This window comes from Pedobacter sp. Bi126, from assembly GCF_918698245.1.
Classification (GTDB): domain Bacteria; phylum Bacteroidota; class Bacteroidia; order Sphingobacteriales; family Sphingobacteriaceae; genus Pedobacter.
Genome location: NZ_CAKKMS010000002.1, coordinates 531,799 through 549,745 on the forward strand (window position 1 = coordinate 531,799; position 17,947 = coordinate 549,745).

14 protein-coding genes and 1 tRNA gene are annotated in these 17,947 nt (G+C 38.9%); 8 read left to right on the forward strand and 7 right to left on the reverse strand.

Features of this window, described 5'->3' with window-relative positions; all coding sequences use genetic code 11:
• Nucleotides 1–469 precede the first annotated feature (469 nt).
• The 4 genes from mutS (at nt 470) to LQ201_RS07505 (ending at nt 4,869) form a co-directional block, all read left to right on the forward strand.
• Entirely contained in the window at nt 470–3,082 is a 2,613-nt protein-coding gene (gene mutS, locus LQ201_RS07490) for a DNA mismatch repair protein MutS (protein WP_230146617.1), read from the forward strand.
• 86 nt (nt 3,083–3,168) lie between these two features.
• Nucleotides 3,169–3,666 (forward strand): C40 family peptidase, encoded by a 498-nt coding sequence (locus LQ201_RS07495; protein ID WP_230140760.1) that lies wholly within the window; start codon nt 3,169–3,171, stop codon nt 3,664–3,666.
• 123 nt (nt 3,667–3,789) lie between these two features.
• The gene (locus LQ201_RS07500) at nt 3,790–4,257 is read left to right on the forward strand and encodes a TlpA disulfide reductase family protein (protein WP_230140762.1); all 468 of its coding nucleotides are present in this window, start codon (nt 3,790–3,792) and stop codon (nt 4,255–4,257) included.
• A gap of 6 nt (nt 4,258–4,263) precedes the next feature.
• Nucleotides 4,264–4,869, forward strand: coding sequence for a thioredoxin family protein (locus LQ201_RS07505; protein ID WP_230140764.1), 606 nt, complete (start codon nt 4,264–4,266; stop codon nt 4,867–4,869).
• A gap of 865 nt (nt 4,870–5,734) precedes the next feature.
• On the opposite strand, the gene LQ201_RS07510 is transcribed toward LQ201_RS07505, so the two are convergent.
• Nucleotides 5,735–6,922, reverse strand: coding sequence for a DUF1624 domain-containing protein (locus LQ201_RS07510; protein WP_230140766.1), 1,188 nt, complete (start codon nt 6,920–6,922; stop codon nt 5,735–5,737).
• Nucleotides 6,923–7,210: 288 nt separating this feature from the next.
• Between LQ201_RS07510 and LQ201_RS07515 the strand changes: the two genes are divergently transcribed.
• Entirely contained in the window at nt 7,211–8,635 is a 1,425-nt protein-coding gene (locus LQ201_RS07515; protein WP_230140767.1) for a glycoside hydrolase family 125 protein, read from the forward strand.
• 184 nt (nt 8,636–8,819) lie between these two features.
• Nucleotides 8,820–9,014 (forward strand): hypothetical protein, encoded by a 195-nt coding sequence (locus LQ201_RS07520; RefSeq protein ID WP_230140769.1) that lies wholly within the window; start codon nt 8,820–8,822, stop codon nt 9,012–9,014.
• Here LQ201_RS07520 and LQ201_RS07525 read toward each other — a convergent pair whose 3' ends face one another.
• Nucleotides 9,015–9,368 (reverse strand): nuclear transport factor 2 family protein, encoded by a 354-nt coding sequence (locus tag LQ201_RS07525; RefSeq protein ID WP_230140771.1) that lies wholly within the window; start codon nt 9,366–9,368, stop codon nt 9,015–9,017. It abuts the gene before it with no gap.
• A gap of 146 nt (nt 9,369–9,514) precedes the next feature.
• Entirely contained in the window at nt 9,515–11,782 is a 2,268-nt protein-coding gene (locus LQ201_RS07530) for a glycoside hydrolase N-terminal domain-containing protein (protein ID WP_230140772.1), read from the reverse strand.
• 223 nt (nt 11,783–12,005) lie between these two features.
• Here LQ201_RS07530 and LQ201_RS07535 point away from each other — a divergent pair, with 223 nt between their 5' ends.
• The gene (locus LQ201_RS07535; protein ID WP_230140781.1) at nt 12,006–14,159 is read left to right on the forward strand and encodes a GH92 family glycosyl hydrolase; all 2,154 of its coding nucleotides are present in this window, start codon (nt 12,006–12,008) and stop codon (nt 14,157–14,159) included.
• Nucleotides 14,160–14,775: 616 nt separating this feature from the next.
• Here LQ201_RS07535 and LQ201_RS07540 read toward each other — a convergent pair.
• Nucleotides 14,776–15,129 (reverse strand): helix-turn-helix domain-containing protein, encoded by a 354-nt coding sequence (locus LQ201_RS07540; RefSeq protein ID WP_230140783.1) that lies wholly within the window; start codon nt 15,127–15,129, stop codon nt 14,776–14,778.
• 97 nt (nt 15,130–15,226) lie between these two features.
• Here LQ201_RS07540 and LQ201_RS07545 point away from each other — a divergent pair, with 97 nt between their 5' ends.
• Nucleotides 15,227–16,117, forward strand: coding sequence for a PhzF family phenazine biosynthesis protein (locus tag LQ201_RS07545; RefSeq protein ID WP_230140785.1), 891 nt, complete (start codon nt 15,227–15,229; stop codon nt 16,115–16,117).
• Between the two features lie 117 nt (nt 16,118–16,234).
• Here the strand turns inward: LQ201_RS07545 and LQ201_RS07550 are convergent.
• The 3 genes from LQ201_RS07550 to LQ201_RS07560 form a co-directional block, all read right to left on the reverse strand.
• Nucleotides 16,235–16,307, reverse strand: a tRNA-Lys gene (locus LQ201_RS07550).
• Nucleotides 16,308–16,498: 191 nt separating this feature from the next.
• Nucleotides 16,499–17,197 carry an NUDIX domain-containing protein gene (locus LQ201_RS07555; RefSeq protein WP_131029862.1) on the reverse strand — a complete coding sequence of 233 codons (699 nt, stop codon included), beginning with the start codon at nt 17,195–17,197 and terminating at the stop codon, nt 16,499–16,501.
• 1 nt (nt 17,198) lies between these two features.
• A complete protein-coding gene (locus tag LQ201_RS07560; RefSeq protein WP_230140787.1) occupies nt 17,199–17,870 on the reverse strand; it encodes an HAD family phosphatase in 672 nt (223 codons plus the stop codon).
• Nucleotides 17,871–17,947 lie beyond the last annotated feature (77 nt).

Here is a 17,947-nt window from a genome sequence, read left to right on the forward strand (position 1 = left end):
GAAAACTATGATGCAAAGGGTTAAAACAGACCGTTGTAACTAAATCTGTTAGGAGCGAACACGAGTGTAACGATTAAAGCGGATAACAGGACCTGCACAACCCGAAATGCACAGAACCCTTGTTTAATTGTATAAAACGGTTAACTGTTGAAGAAAGAAAACTATGATGCAAAGGGTTAAAACAGACCATGGTACCTAAACCTGATTGACGCGGTAGCTCCCGATTGAAAAGAGGGACTACAAGCAAAAAGCAGGGCCACAGCCCCCCCCCAAACGTACAGAACCCTTAATTTTCAAATGGTGGGGAATCGTTTAAATTGTATAAACTGGTTAACTGGCATACCTTCCAAATAGCAGATTTAAATTTTTAAGCGGTTAAACAAACTAACAATCTTTTAACTTTTCAACAAAACAGCTGTAAAATGCTTATTCGTGTTATCTTTATGGCTTTTGTAAATTAATTTCAGTTTTGGCTAAAGACACGAATAAAGAAACCCCGTTAATGCAGCAGTACAACGCAATTAAAGCGAAGTATCCGGGCGCACTTTTACTATTTAGGGTTGGCGATTTTTATGAAACCTTTGGCGAAGATGCCATTAAAACGGCACAGATATTAGGCATCGTATTAACCAGAAGAGGTACCGGACCCAATGGCGGTGCTTTAGAACTGGCTGGTTTTCCGCATCACTCGTTAGATAATTATTTATCCAAACTGGTGCGGGCAGGACAACGGGTAGCCATTTGCGATCAGCTGGAAGACCCTAAAACCACAAAAACCATTGTTAAACGTGGTGTAACAGAATTGGTTACGCCTGGAGTAGCTTACGGTGATAATATTGTAAACCAAAAATCGAACAATTTCCTGGCCTGTGTTTTCTTTGATAAGACACAACTGGGCGTTTCATTTTTAGATATATCGACAGGTGAATTCTTAATTGCGCAGGGCAACAGCGATTATATTGACAAACTTTTGCAAGGCTTTAAGCCAACAGAAGTTATTTTTCAGAAATCGAAACGACAGGCATTTACAGAGCACTTCGGCGACCGTTTTTACACTTTTGGTTTAGACGAATGGCCTTTTACCACTGATTTTGGGAACGAAACCTTGATGAAACACTTTGAAGTTTCTTCGTTAAAAGGTTTTGGTGTTGAGCGTTTGCAGAGCGGAATTGTTGCTGCTGGTGTAATTCTACACTATTTGGGCGAAACTGAGCATCGTAATTTACAGCACATCAGCTCGATCGGCCGCATTGAGGAAGACCGTTACATGTGGTTAGACCGTTTCACCATCCGTAACCTCGAATTGGTGAATTCGCCTAATGACAATGCCGTAACCTTGTTCGATATTCTGGATCATACTTGTACGCCAATGGGTGCACGTTTGTTGCAAAAGTGGATCATTATGCCATTAAAAGAATTGAAACCAATCCAGGAACGACTTGGAATGGTGGAGTATTTTGTAAAACATGAAGAATTACAAGGCGAATTTTTAAATAACATTAAACAGATTGGTGATTTAGAAAGACTCATTTCTAAAGTAGGCCTTCAACGCGTTGGTCCGAGAGAATTGGTTGCTTTAAAACGTGCGCTTTACCATATTGAGGCGGTTAAAAAACTGGCTGCCGATTCTAAAAACCCTTTCCTGATTAAAATTGCAGATCAGTTAAATCCGTGTTTGACCATTAGGGAGAGAATTGAAAGGGAATTACAGCCCGAACCACCAGCTTTGCTGATTAAAGGAAATGTAATTGCAGACGGAATTGATGAAGATTTAGACCGCTTGCGTAAAATTGCTTTTGGTGGTAAAGATTATCTGGTTCAGATACAAAAACGTGAAGCAGAAGCAACGGGTATCCCATCGTTAAAAATTGCCTTTAATAATGTTTTCGGCTATTATTTAGAAGTTACCCATACCCATAAAGATAAAGTACCAGCGGGCTGGATCCGTAAACAAACACTGGTAAATGCAGAACGTTACATTACACCGGAGCTTAAAGAATACGAAGATCAGATTTTGGGGGCGGAAGAGAAGATACAGGCTATCGAAATCCGTTTGTACAACGAACTGATGTACGAAACAGCCAGTTACATCAAACCGATCCAACTCGATTCGTTTTTAATTGCACAGCTTGATTGTTTATTGTGTTTCGCACAGTTAGCGGCTAAAAACCATTATAACAAGCCAAAAGTTACCGAGAATAAAGTGCTTGATATTAAAGGTGGCCGTCACCCGGTAATTGAAAAACAACTGCCTGTTGGAGAAGAATACATTACCAATGATGTATATCTCGACACGGAAAGTCAGCAGATTATTATGATTACCGGCCCCAACATGGCGGGTAAGTCGGCCATTTTAAGGCAAACGGCACTGATTGTACTGATGGCGCAAATGGGTTCTTTTGTTCCCGCTAAAGATGCTGAAGTTGGTATTGTAGATAAGATTTTTACCCGGGTAGGTGCATCTGATAATATTTCTTCAGGAGAAAGTACGTTTATGGTCGAAATGAATGAAACGGCCAGTATCCTGAACAACATTTCGGACGACAGTTTAATCTTACTCGATGAGATTGGGCGCGGAACAAGTACCTACGATGGTATTTCAATCGCCTGGGCCATAGCCGAGTTTTTGCATCAGCATCCAACTGCCAGACCAAAAACCTTATTTGCTACGCATTACCATGAGTTAAATGAATTGGCCAATACCATGCCGCGCATTAAAAACTTTAATGTATCGGTAAAAGAAATGACCAATAAGGTAATCTTTTTGCGGAAACTAGTTCCCGGTGGTAGCGAACATAGTTTTGGTATACACGTTGCGAAAATGGCCGGTATGCCAACAAAACTAATTGGCCGTGCGAATGAGATATTGAAAAAACTGGAAATAGATCGTACAGAAGGGCAAAGTATAAAAGACAGCATTAAAAAAGTGCAGAACCAGGCTTATCAGCTACAGATGTTTGCCATCGATGATCCTGTTCTGGTTAAAATCCGCGATACATTGAATAATTTGGATGTAAACGCATTAACACCTGTTGAAGCTTTATTGAAACTGGACGAAATACAACGATTAATCAAGAATTAGGACATTAACCACAGATAAAAAGGATGAACACAGATGTTGGTATTGTAAATATCTAAATGAATGTGTAGTCAAAGGAATTAAAAGTTATGATAAAAACTAAATATGCTTTTTCTTTAATTTTGGTTCTCTCTATCCTTATAACTTCATGCGGTACCCGTAAGTATACTGTTAAAAGTGATACAAAGGCTTCGAAAGCCGCAGATGCAATGGCAAATTTACAAAGCAAACCGCTTTATCGTTTCATTACCGACTGGACAGGTGTAAAATATCGTTTTGGAGGTTTAGATAAAGGCGGTATCGATTGTTCTGGTTTTGCTTTTTTATTGGAGAAAGAAATTTATGGGGTTACACTTCCGCGTATTTCACGCGAGCAAGCCAATGTGGTGAAGCGTAAAAATATCGATAATTTAAAGGAAGGAGATCTGGTATTTTTCTCTTTTGGCGGCAACGATGTAGATCATGTAGGGGTATACCTCAACAATGGTTTTTTTGTGCACGCAAGCACTACCAGAGGCGTAATTGTTGATGATTTAACACTTCCAGCTTATCAACGTGTATTGGTTAAATTGGGATCGGTGAATTAGTTTCTTACTGTCATTCTGAACGCAGTGAAGAATCTTTAATTTAAAGTGAAGAAAAGATTCTTCGCTTTGCTCAGGATGACAAACAATGATAAAACAATCCCCATTAAATTTCGTTATTCATTTATGCGTATATTTTTCATAATCTGCTTATCTTTAATTACTTATTGTGCTACAGCACAGGTAACATTGCTCAAACTGGATGAGTTGGATAAACGCATTGCCAATGGAAAAGATACAACTTATGTAATCAATTTCTGGGCTACCTGGTGTTTACCATGTGTGGCTGAGTTGCCGAATTTCGAGAAATTACGTTTAGCCAATTTAAAAAAGCCCGTTAAGGTGCTTTTAGTGAGTTTAGATTTCAAGTCAAAACTACAAAAGGAAGTGATTCCATTTGTGTTGAACAATAAAATTAATGCTGAGGTATTTCTTTTAAACGAGCCCGATCAGCAAGCGTATATTGAACGGGTAGACAAAAAATGGTCGGGTGCTATTCCTGCTACATTATTTGTAAACAAGAAAGCAAGACGCTTTTACGAAAAAGAATTTACAGAAACTGAACTGAAAAATACTTTGTTAAACTTTAAATAGATCGTTATGAAAAGATTGATTTTAATGGCTTTTATGCTGATTTCAGGAGTCGCATTTGCCCAGACTGAAGGTTATAAAGTGGGCGATGTAGTAAAAGATTTCTCGCTGAAAAACGTAAATAACAAAATGGTTGCCTTGGCCGATTACAAGGATGCAAAGGGCTATATTGTAATTTTCACCTGTAATACCTGCCCAGTGGCAAAAGCTTATCAGGAGCGTATCTCGGCCTTAAATGCAACTTATGCCGCAAAAGGTTATCCTGTTGTGGCCATTAATCCAAACGATGCTGGAGCCGTTCCAGATGAAAGTTTCCAAAAAATGCAAGCGCTGGCTTCAGAGAAGAAATTCAATTTCCCTTATCTGTTAGATCCTGACCATGTGGTAACCAAACAGTTTGGCGCTACCAGAACACCCCATGTGTTTGTGCTGAACAAAACCGGTAAAGGAAATGTGGTTGAGTACATTGGTGCCATAGATAACGATCCTGAAGAAGCAAACAGTACAAAAGTGGAGTATGTTAAAAATGCAGTTAACGAATTATCTATCGGTAAAAAGCCTGCAATTGCATCAACTAAAGCTGTTGGCTGTGGAATAAAATGGAAAAAAGGCTAAACAAAAAGGTTGTATCAAATATAGATTTGTTATCCTGAGAGACCAGTTTTTCAGCAAAAAACAAAGTTGTGAGGTTACAGGTAAGAAAATCGTCATCTCGACCGCAGTGGAGAGATCTTTTAACATAGTCCAAAGATCACTCCTTCCAAGGAATCGAAGTGCAAGCGCTTTAAGATTCTCGCGTATGCCTATCGTGTGGACACATCTTCTGTTAACTCTATATATGTTTTTTTAGTACATTTCATCGAGATGGTCATCATGCCGTCCCGAATGTCCGGGATCAGCATCTTTCCAGCTATAAAGGGGCATTTATTTCGAAAAAACATTAAACTAAGCAAACATAGTCTTTTCCGCTCTTTGCCGCGGGGCATGGTACTTTGGAGCGCCAAAGTACCCAAAGCGCTTTGTCAATCCGGCAATGTGGCTCCTCACCCCCCAAGCTCATCAAAAAACAGCGGCACTTCGTTTTGTGTTTCAATATTCTTAAAACTTTAAATTAGCTTTATAAACACAAAACCACTGCGTTTTAGGTTTGGTAGTGCTATTTTGTTCTATTCTGCACCTGTTTTTTGATTTCCTGCCACTTGGGATTGACAGACGTTCTTCTGTAAAACCTGTGTATTATTAAAGAAGGCCAGCATAACGTCGAAAAACCCACACATATAAAGATGTGTCCACACTATAGCCCTGCGCGGGAAAGACGACCACGCTGTTACGACTGTCATTGATAACCTGTTGAAAGGCCATTACAATATGCTTTGAGGTGTTTCGACGACTTGTCCCGATTTTCATCGGGAGGCGCTCCGTAGGAGTACTTTGTAGAACACGATAGCATCTGAGGTGAATTCGCCTTTATGATATACTCTTAAACATACCTTAACCACCATTGCTGGTGTGTTTCCTTATATCGTTTAAACCACCTGCAAGGAAGATACAAAGCGGCTACTACACAAAACCAGATTAGATATACTATTGGCAAATTAAACCCAAACGTTGCAGGCCTAAACCAAAATGGTACCTGCACAATTTCTTTGGTAGTATGTCCTGTGGCAAAAAACACCACAATTAAAAGGGTGTGCAATAGATAAAAGTGCAGTACATAATAGAAGAAGGGGACAGCACCATATACAGAAGCTATTCTGGTAAACCGGTTGCTCAGGTTTTCAGTAAAAGCCAGAAATAGCATGGCCGGACCTAAAGTCATCGCGATATACTGTAAAGATGGCGGATATTTGTTTACATTAAAAAAAGCAAGTAGGTTCTTAAAGAAATCGTGATGTTCTTTCCGCGGAACGGGATCGCCATATATATTGATCAATCTCAAAGAGATAAACACAAAGATAGTGAGCAAACCTACAATTAATAAATTGCGTTGCCGGCGATCGGCAGCATAATCTTTTTTATACCAGGCGCCAACGCCATAACCCACAAACATTACACCCGTCCATGGGAGGATGGCATAAAATACACCAACCAAATGATTGGCAGAAAGCGGCACAACGGTTCCTGATGCCGTGAAAAATATTTTTAAGATCAAATCGCCATTTGAATCTGTCGGAGCAGGGAATAAATTGAAGAGATTATGCCCAAAAACCAGTATCAGGCCCGTTATCAGCACAGTTTTATAAGAAATGCGGCTGGCCAATCCAAGGAATATCATACTGCTTCCTATAGCCCAGATCACCTGAAGAATAATAAAATTATAGGTTGGATTAAAGGTTAACCCGAATGTGATGACAACAATTTCGATCAGTATTAACCATAAACCCCGTTTTAATAAAAATGAACTCGCCTGAGCAGCTGTTTTGTTCTGTGCCGATAAATAAGCAGATAATCCTGATAAGAAAACAAAGGTTGGCGCACAGAAATGCGTAATCCAACGGGTAAAAAATAACATTCCTGTAGTGGTATCCGGATTTAGCGGATCGCCGGTCATGGCACCAATATGAAAGAAATCTCTGGTATGGTCCAGCGCCATAATGATCATCACTAATCCGCGGAGTATATCAATAGATAAAATGCGTTTAGATAGAGTACTGTTATCAGCATTCATAGGAATAGGTTTGGTTATTTAAATATAGGCATTCAAAATTATTTTTACCGGCATAATTATTACCTTTAGGTCCGTCAAAGATGTGATCTGAATCTATTTCTGTATGATGCATAAGAAAATCGATTTAGGAATAGTTTAATTGACTATAATGATTTTGATGTTCGAAAAATTATCATAATATTTGTTAAGCGCTAACCGAATAATATCTTACCATTATTACTTATCATAATCGATAATGTATAGATTTCGTTTAGTAGAAATTAAAACAAAATATCATAACACATCATAATGAAAAGAAGAACATTTATACAAAACACAGGCTTGTTAGGGGCAGGAGTTGTCGCATCGAAATTTTCTTTTGCCGCTAATCTTGCACCAGAATTTCCTGTGGTACGTGTAGCTGCCGCAAAACGACACTTTCAAAGTAAAGCTGTAGATGCCGCAATTAAAACTTTCCAGGCAAACGTTAAAAACCCCGAATTGGCCTGGCTGTTCGAAAACTGTTTCCCCAATACTTTAGATACTACGGTTTATCATTCAGAAAAAGATGGCAGACCGGATACTTATGTAATTACCGGTGATATTGATGCGATGTGGTTGCGCGATAGTTCAGCACAGGTTTGGCCATATCTTCAGTTCGTAAACGAAGATGAAGCACTTAAAAAATTGATAGCTGGCGTAATTATCCACCAAACAAAATGTGTTTTAAAAGATCCTTATGCAAATGCTTTTTATGGCGATGCCACAAAGGTAGGTGAATGGAAAACCGATAAAACGGCCATGCAGCCTGGTGTACACGAGCGTAAATGGGAAATAGATTCTTTATGTTATCCAATCCGCCTGGCTTACCATTACTGGAAAAAAACAGGCGATAAAACACCTTTTGATACCAATTGGAAAAAAGGAATTGAAGCTACTTTACAAACATTTAAAGAACAACAGCGAAAAACGGATAAAGGACCATATCATTTTCAACGCGAAACTACCCAACCTACCGATTCATTACCGATGGCGGGTTATGGTTTTCCGGTAAATCCGGTTGGATTAATCTGTTCGGCATTCCGTCCGAGTGATGATGCTACCATTTTCCCATTCCTGGTTCCTTCTAACTTTTTTGCGGTATCGAGCTTAAAGCAGGCAGCAGAAATGATTAAAGCTTTACAGCACGACCAGGCTTTGGAAAGCGGTTTGTTAAACCTGGCTGATGAAGTGAGTGCAGCGCTACAAAGACACGCTATCGTTAATCATCCAAAATATGGCAAAATTTACGCCTTTGAGGTAGATGGTTTTGGAAGTTCGTATCTGATGGACGATTCTAATGTGCCAAGCTTGTTGGGCTTACCTTATTTAGGTGCAATGAAAATTGAAGATCCGATCTATCAAAACACAAGAAAATTCGCTCTTTCTAAAGACAATCCATATTTCTTTAAAGGTACAGCTGCCGAGGGAATTGGTGGGCCACACGCTGGTCAGGATATGATCTGGCCAATGAGTATCACCATGCGTGCCTTAACCTCAAAAGATGATGCCGAGATTAAAGCCTGTATTGAAATGTTACGCAAAACACACGCTGGTAAAGGTTTTATGCATGAGTCTTTCAATAAAGATAACCCTGCAAACTTTACAAGGGCTTGGTTTGCCTGGTCTAACACTTTGTTTGGTGAGTTACTTTGGAGAACCTATCATGAAAAACCAGCTTTATTAAAAGCTTAATATAAACGACCGTATTGATTGTTGTTAATGACTGATTTTGACATCAGTTCTATTCCCAATCAATACGGTTTTGTTTTATCTTTCCATACGTTGTATCAGAAATTGCCAATGTCCATAGTAGAACAATAAGGTATCTTCAACAGTTTTAAAAAAAAATGTTCACGTTGTACTTAACTTTAACAGAATGACAATAATAAATGATCATTTGCCTACTTCTACACTTTTAGAAATTAAGGTAGGAGAGGTTATAACAGATGGAAAGGGCCAATCTGGTACCGTTAAAAGTATTGAAATCAGTGAAACGGATGAGTTTTTAATGTTTCTTTTTCAATTGGAAAAACATCACATTATAGTGAAGAAGCTCAAACAGGTGTGCTAATTATAAAATTGGCCTCGGATCGAATATCACCTGGAATGATTTAATCTTTTCGTCTTCCAGTTTGTACCAGCCGCTTGAAAAGATTGTTTTTTCTCCCATATTGATATCGTACCAAAGACAAACTTCTTCCTGATCTACAAAAACTTTTTTAACATCGTATTTGAATTTCATTTTCTTCATGTCTTCAATATAAACATCGGCGCCATTTCTTTCACCCATAACACCTTTAAAAGTCATATCGTCATGCAGTTGTGCTCTGGCCGTTTCAAAGTTTTCGGTGTTTAAGGCATTGATAAAGTCAAGTACAACAACTTTAGCATTATGTTCGGTTAATAGTTTATCGGATGTGCTCATAAAAAAAATATTTACTATTAAACGAAAATTAGAAGAGAAATGTTTGGAAGTGAATAATTGAATGAGTGAATGACGGAAGGGTTAAACAGGTTACTCCAACATTCAATCATTCAAAACTCAATCATTCAATAATTCTCTCATTTGCTTTAGCCTTCAAAACTATATACTTTCCCCACCTGTGTTTTAAAACTGTATTTAAAGTCATTTCCGGATTTTTCTTCATTGGTGCCTTTAAGCTTAGGTTTTAACGCATTAGGAGATCTCACCATACAATCTTCGCCTGATAACGATTTGACCGACAGCTTTATAACTTTACCATCTTTCCATTGCAGATCGGTAATTTCGAAGTTACCTCTTGCTCTTAAACCCTGAACACTTCCTGTTGACCACTGATCGGGCAGGGCAGGTAAAAATTGCAATTCACCAGCCTGGCTTTGTAAAAGCATTTCTGAAACGCCGGCAGTGTAACCAAAATTTCCATCAATCTGGAAGGGCGGATGTGCACAGAAAAGATTCGAATAAATCCCGCCACCTTTGTTGTAATCGGTACCTGAGCCACCTACTGGCGTAATGAAGTTCTGTAATATTTTGTATGCATGATTTCCATCCTGTAGTCTGGCCCAAAAGTTGATTTTCCAGGCCATAGACCATCCTGTCGATTCGTCGCCACGGGCCGTTAAAGTTACCCTTGCAGCTTTGGCCAGTTCTGGTGTTTTAATGGTGCTGATTTCTCTCCCTGGATACAGGCCAAAAAGATGAGAAATGTGTCTATGTTGATCTTTTGGATCATCACGGTCGGTTTCCCATTCCTGTAATTGGCCCCATTTGCCAATTTTTGGTTTTAATAAATGTGCTTTAAGGTCTGCAATGTGTTTTTTGTAATCACTATCAATGCCTAAAATTTCGGCAGCTTCTATATAATTGGTGAATAAATCGTACACAATTTGCTGATCGTGGGTTACGCCATCTTCAGTTGGCCCATGTTCTGGCGACCAGCCCAATGGCGATACCAAAGTACCATCTGGTCTTCTTTTCAAGTGGTCATCCCAAAACTCCGATATTTCTTTGATAATCGGGTAAGCAAAATTCTTTAGATAATCCTTGTCTTTTGTAAAAGCGTAATGCTCCCACAGTGCTTGTGCATACCACGCGCTACCGGGCGTGTTCCATAAAAAACTCATTCCGCCAAAAATATTATTTTCTGTTTTTACGGTCCAGCCGCGGGTATTCGGATATTGTTTGCGTGTGGCTATAGCACTCACTTCCCGCATGCTGTTAATATAATCCAGGTATGGGAGCTGACATTCAGAAAGATTGGTCGGCTCAGCCAGCCAATAATTCATCTGGATATTGATGTTAGAATGATAATCGCTGCCCCAAGGTGGAGTATTGCTTTCGTTCCAAAGACCTTGCAGGTTGGCCGGTAAACCGCCCTGTCTTGATGAACTGATCAAAAGGTATCTTCCGTATTGAAAAATTAATGCTTCTAAGGCTGGATCAGGAGTCTTTTTATAATTGATTAGCCTTTGATAAGTTGGTAAACTGTTGTTTTTAATGTCATGCTCACCTAAATTAATAGCCAGACGGTTAAATAATTGCTGGTAATCCTGAACGTGTGCTTTTAAAAGACTTGAGTATGATTTTGTAGCTGCTTGTTTTAGAATACGGTCTATCTTGGAAGCAGGTTCTTCGCCTTTCCAATTCTGACTACGTTTGTTGCTATAATTAGTAGCAGCGGTAAAGAGGATGGTTATGGCATCGGCATTTTCGATTTTTAATCCTTCTCCGTCATCATTTTTAACTGAATGGCTGCTGCCGTTTTCGATTTTAATCAAAGCATTTGCCTGATAAGGCATTCCATTTGATAATTTGCCTACAAATCGGATGGTATTTCCACGAACAGCTATGACACCCTGATGTGCGTTTTTAAGCCTAACCGTTCCTGAGTATGATTTTTTTTGATCAGAAGTTAACCTTAAAACCATTACTTTATCCGGAAAGCTGCAGAAATATTCACGTTTATAACTGGTTCCATTTTGAGTGTAACTGATGGAGTGAACTGCATCAGCTAGATTTAATTTCCGTGTATAATTGCTGAAATTTTGTTCTTTATTGTCGAAATCAATAAATATATCTCCAAAAGCCTGGTACATACCGCGATCATTTTCATCTCCGGTCCAGAGTGTATTATCATTAAACTGAATATGTTCCTGATTTACATCACCGAAAATCATACCACCAATGCGACCGTTACCAATGGGGTAGGCTTCGGTCATCCAGGTCTTTGCAGGTTTATCGTCCCAAAGCAATAAAGATGGTTTTTCTTTCTGTTGAGCGAAAACTGGCGTGAAAAAACTAAAGGCTAAAAATGAGAGTAGCGTGCAGAGAATAGCTTGCTTGCAATTAAAAAACATGTAGGTTATTTGATTAGTGTGTAATCAAATATATAGATAATCAAACGATTGTGCTGCCCGCTAAGTAGATGAATACATGTCGATTATTGGCATACTATTCAGTTATTTAAGCATCCGATAATTGGCACAACAAAATTTTACTTGGTAACTATTATGATATTTTAGATCGGATTTTAATAGATTTTATATATTTGAAGCAACACACTAAAACGTTTTATGTAAAATGAAATCGCTAACCAAATTGCTAACCTTAATCTTGTTTTTGAACCTTGCGAGCATATATACCGCTCAAAGTCAATCGAAAACATCTTTTACCAAGTATGTAAACACTTTTATCGGTACAGCACCCTTAACCGACCCTAAAATTTTAGGTTATGAGCTGCCGCAGGGTTGGCGATCGTGGGCGGGTTTAACTTTTCCAGGTAGCTCATTGCCTAATGCAATGGTACAGTTAAGTCCGATTACCGAATTTGGATCTGGAGCAGGCTACGAATATGAAGATGATACTATTTATGGCTTTGCACACACCAATAAAGGGCACTGGAACCTGTGCAATATTCCAATTCTACCATTATCTAATGCTAACGGTAGGTTTGGATCTAAATTTTCGCACAAAAATGAAAGTTCGGCACCAGGTTTTTACCAGGTTTATCTTGAAGACCATAAGGTAAATGTAAAACTTACTTCAACTTTGAGGTGTGGATTTCATCAATATGACTATAAGAATCCTACTAACAGACAGATTCTTTTCGACATGGGAAAGGCCAATAGCAGGGTTTCTACATGGAACATTGAGCAAGTTGGTACTTCTGCTGTACAGGGCTTCCAAGGTGGCGAAAATGTATATTTCTATGCAACGGTAAATGCCAAGATCGAAAAACTTGACCAGACAGATGTAGGTAAACGCTCAGGCTATGCGATTATACACTTGGCAGATGGCAGTACAGCACCTGTGGAACTTAAAATCGGCTTATCGTTTGTAAGTACGGCTAATGCCAAAGAAAACCTGGAACAAGAAATTGGTAACAAGACTTTTCCGGAGATCCGTAATGAAGCTACAGCAAAATGGGAAACGCTTTTATCTACCATACAAGTAAAAGGTGGTACCGAAAAACAGAAGCAAATGTTATATTCTTGTTTGTACCGGTCTTTTTTATGGCCAGCTTTACGGAGTGATATAAACGGGGAGTTTAAAGATGCTAAGCATAACGTAGTAAAAGGTAATTTCAACTATTATACCGAACCTTCTCTTTGGGATACTTATCGCAACAAGGATGTACTGCTGGGTTTAATTACGCCTAAGGTTACCCTGGATGTAATTAAATCGATGAAAGAGGTTGGCGATAAAACCGGTTTCATTCCGACGTTTTTTCATGGCGACCATGGTGCATCTTCTATTGCTGGCGCTTATTTGAGGGGAATAGATGATTTCGATATCAAGGGTACTTATCAAATTTTATTACGAAATGCCAATGTAGATGGTGGTGCCCGTCCATTTGTGAAAGAATATATAGAGAAGGGTTATATCTCGGATCCCGATGTTAAAAATCCACATGTAGAAACCAAAGCCAAGGCAGGCGTTTCTAAAACACTGGAGTACGCTTACGATGATTACTCGCTGGCCCAGATCGCTAAAAAACTGGGCGATAGCAGCAATTACCGCACCTTGATGGCGAGATCGAAAAACTATAAAAATATGTTCGATCCGGGTACACGTTTTATGAGGGGCAGATTAGAGAATGGCGATTGGATCAAACCTTTTAATCCACAATACCCTTATTACGAATATATGTATAGGGAAGCCAACGCCTGGCAGGTTTCATTTTATGCGCCTCATGATATGACAGGTTTAATCGAACTGTATGGGGGTGCAAAAGGCTTCGAATCTAAATTAGATTCCCTGTTCACTGTGCCTTGGAACCCGAAATATATCGCACGAAATGTAGAAACCATGATTGGTCAATACTGCCAGGGAAATCAGCCCGATCATGAAGCGCCTTTTGCTTATACGTTTATCGGGAAACCAGAGAAATCGCAAAAAATAATCGACAAAATTTTAAATGAGCTGTATGGTATAGGGAGCGATGGTTTGGCGCTTTCGGGAATGGATGATGCCGGTGAAATGTCTGCCTGGTATGTATTCAGTTCTTTAGGTTTGTATCCATTCTCCGCAACAGATGCCGAATATTTGGTTACTGCCCCACTTTTTGATGAGGTTAAATGGAAAACCAGTACAGGGAAATTGTTAACGATAACTAAACCTGGGAAGGGAAGGGGTATCACCAATATTAAAGTTAACGGGAAAGCAAATAACGGATATTTCATCTCCCACGATCTGTTTAAAAACGGCGGTAAGGTAGAAATTGGTACTAAATAAGTTCAAAACTTAATTCCACGTTTGTAAAAAAACAAGATTCCGTTTGCCCGTTAATTTGATGATCCATTCCAAACAGCCATAATTTTAGTATATTAGGATAACCAAAAGAGATGTATCCCAAATCAATCCATCTGATTAAAAACCCCAAAAAAAATATTCTAAAGTCCACCTTTATGCCACCTTTACCCCACGTTTAGGCCACCTTCCGGCTAGGCCTGCTGGGTACTTGCTTGCATAATGCTTCGCACTTGCTTTGGTTGAGTTATGGTCCTGGTGTAGATCAGGTAGATCAAAGATTTACGTCACTTTAGGTCAGGGTGTTAACAATCGCTAAATAAAAGGTAAAGAGAAAGTCGTCCTAAGGTATCGTTGGTCTATACTTGTGTCGGAGCAGCCTGGGCAAAGGGGCAATAAACGGCTTTGGGATTATTCAAATTATTGAGGTATTTGATGATCCTCCCGTCATTATCCCGAATACTTCTGTATTCGGTTTTATCAGTTGCCTGCTGTATCTATTAACCCGATCGCGAGCAGCATTGTTTTTTACAATGTAATGTATTAAAGGCTAGCCCTTTCTTAATATCGAATTGGGACTGCGGTATAATGCTTTTGAATGCTACTTTATTTTTTCTCGGTGGTTTAATCCCCAATCAACCAATGTTTCGGTGACCGGGAAAACACTTAGCCCATATTCTGTCATTGCATAATTCACGGTAATAGGCCTGGTTTCCATAACCGTTCGGGTAACGAGGAGGTTTATTTCAAGTTCCCTCAACTCTTTGGAAAGCATTTTTGCAGATATACCCTCAACCTCACGCTGGATCTTCTTAAATGTGTTTTTTTCATCCATATGATTGTTAAGATATCGCATAATCCGTAGCTTCCACTTGCCGCCAAGTATTTCCAGGCTATCCCGGATAGCCGCCAGCTCCTGCTCGCAGGTCGCTTCCCGTTTGATTGGTGTTTCCATATTTGATAGTTAACAGAAGGTAACCAGTAACCATTAGTTAACCGATAACAAACTTAAAGTTTTGTGTGTTAATTTTGAAATCATAACAATGAAAACAATGAAAAAGAAAGTTGACTATTACGTATTGGATGTTTTTACGGATCAAAAATTTAAGGGAAATCAGTTGTCTGTAGTTTATACTGAAGAACAATTGGAATTGGAACAATATTATGACATCGCCAGGGAGTTTGGATATTCAGAAACTTCTTTTGTAAATTATTCGGCAGCTGAAAAAGTGTTTAGCGTAAGGTCATTTACGCCAGCGAATTTTGAGATTACCGGAGCTGGACATAATCTTTTGGGTGCAGTATGCTTGGCTATCTTAAAAAAATGGGATATTTTCCGCGAACAAAATGGACAGACTTGGGTGTTAATGGCGGGTGAAAAGATCCCCCTTAAGATCACTGAGAAGGATGGAATTCCTTACGTTGGCATGAAACAGAGGCCTGCTGAAATCATGGTAACGGTACCTGCCAGCGTAATTGCCGAAGCCATTGGACTAAGTGCTGAAGATCTTACCCTCAACGATTGGAATATCAATATTGTAAAAACAGAAGTGGGACACCTGATGGTTCCCATAAAGAATTCGGAATTCTTAAGCAAAGCAGTATTAAATAAAAGCCTTTTGAAAGAAGCTTCCTCCAAATTCGGATTTGAAGGTTGCTATCTTTTTACTACTGAACATGGCAAAAGTGAATTTCTTGCAGAAACACGTTTTTTTAACCCCAGTATTGGTATTGATGAAGATCCTGCTACCGGAACTGCAGCGGGGCCTATAACCGGTTACCTTGAGAATCTTGGATATGTAGAAAGAAACCAAAGTTATCGCATCTTACAAGGAGCTCATGTTAGGAGGCCCTCTGTTATTGAGACAGAAGTAGTGGACGATGGAATTTGGATAAGCGGATCTTCTATAATCGTAATGGAAGGCGTAATGTATATAGACTGATTCGGAACCGGGGAGTTTTTCGGCACTGATTTTCCTCTAAGTTTTATAGATTACAAATTTTCGGAAAAAAAATAAGAATAAAAACAAAAAAACCTCACATTTCTGTGAGGTTTTCTGTGATCCCGCTGGGATTCGAACCCAGGACCACTACATTAAAAGTGTAATGCTCTACCAGCTGAGCTACGGAATCATTTCCTTTTGTTTAAGGAGGTGCAAATATAGGGATTTATCCTTTTCTTGCAAACATTTTTTGAAAATGTTTTTATTGTTTTTTAGTTCATGTAAAATTGGCGCTTCTAACTGGTTGATTTTAAATTTTGTAAGCCCAAAAACAATTGTAAAATTTATTTTTAAATAGGTAACATTTTTTCAAATCATTGCCTATTCACTCGCTTTTGGGATAAAATTGAGAAAAGACTGAAACTGTGCCTTGTGTTTGTTTTTATCCAGTTTAAAATAAAAGGCCCCACGGCGCGAACTAGATTTGTCCTTGTCGGCTTGTTTAATTAACAATCCGCTGGCTGTAATCTTACGGATAAAGTTTCGGTTATCTATCGGCGAATCGTAAACCTGCTCATATAAAGCTTGCAATTGCGGTATGGTAAACCGTTTTGGTAAAAGCTCAAATAAAATAGGATGGAGGGCTGCCTGATAACGGATTTTATCCATAGCGGCCTTAACCATCATATCGTGGTCGAAAATTAATTCGGGAACTTCTTTTAGCTTAAACCACTCGGCATGGTACTGGTCATTGATCTGTTTACTGTATTTATTAATATCGATCAGCGCAAAGTAAACTACCGAAACCGTACGTTCGATAGGATCCCGATCAGGACTACCATAAGCATGAAGTTGCTCCAGGTAAACATCGTGTAATCCTGTTAATTCCAATAAAATCCTTTTGGCGGCACCATCAAGATCTTCATGTTCACCGATAAAACCACCCATTAAACTCCATTTATCTTTTACAGGTTCTATTGCTCTTTTTATTACCAAAAGCTTTAGCTGATCGCCGTCATAACCAAAAATAATGCAGTCTACTGCAACAAGAACAGGTTTTTGATTTAAATATTTTCCCATGTTAAAATAGCGTATTTAATTTAGCATCGTTATAATCTGTAATATAACCCAAGATATTCGGATAACCTTCAAATTCCTCGATAGTATGTGTTGTGGTTAATACAATACAAGGCATACCTGCATTTAAAGCCGATTCTACACCCTTTGGTGCGTCTTCGAAAACCAGGCAATCTTCCGGTGCAATATTTAATGCTGCCGCTGCCTTTAAAAAAGTTTCGGGATCTGGTTTGCTCGTTTTTACATCATCCGCACTCACAATTGCATCCAAATAACGACGGATATTCAATCCATCTACCACAAAATCTATATTAAAAGGTATCGCAGCAGATCCGATCGCCATTGGAATGTTAGCCTCTTTTGTGCGTTCCAAAAAATCATCCAGTCCTTCAATCAGCGCTAAATGCGGCATGTAACCTTCCTGATACCGTTTTTCTTTATCAATAGAAAGGCGTTCTATTTCTTCGGCGTTAAATTTATCTTTTCCGAAAACGCGTTCTAAAACTTCGTGGTTTTTACCATACATTTCCTTTTTTACGTTTTCGTAATCAAGTTTGGCGCCTAAATCTTCTGTCATGATGCTATACCAGGCCAAGGTATGGTATTCCATATCGTTAATCATAGTGCCGTTCAAATCAAAAAGAAAAGCTTTTGGCTTGAAATTTAAATTATGCATATGGCTGCTAAATTATGTGATTTTTTTTACTGTTGAGAATCCTCACCGATATTATGAAAAAATAAGTATAATCGTTA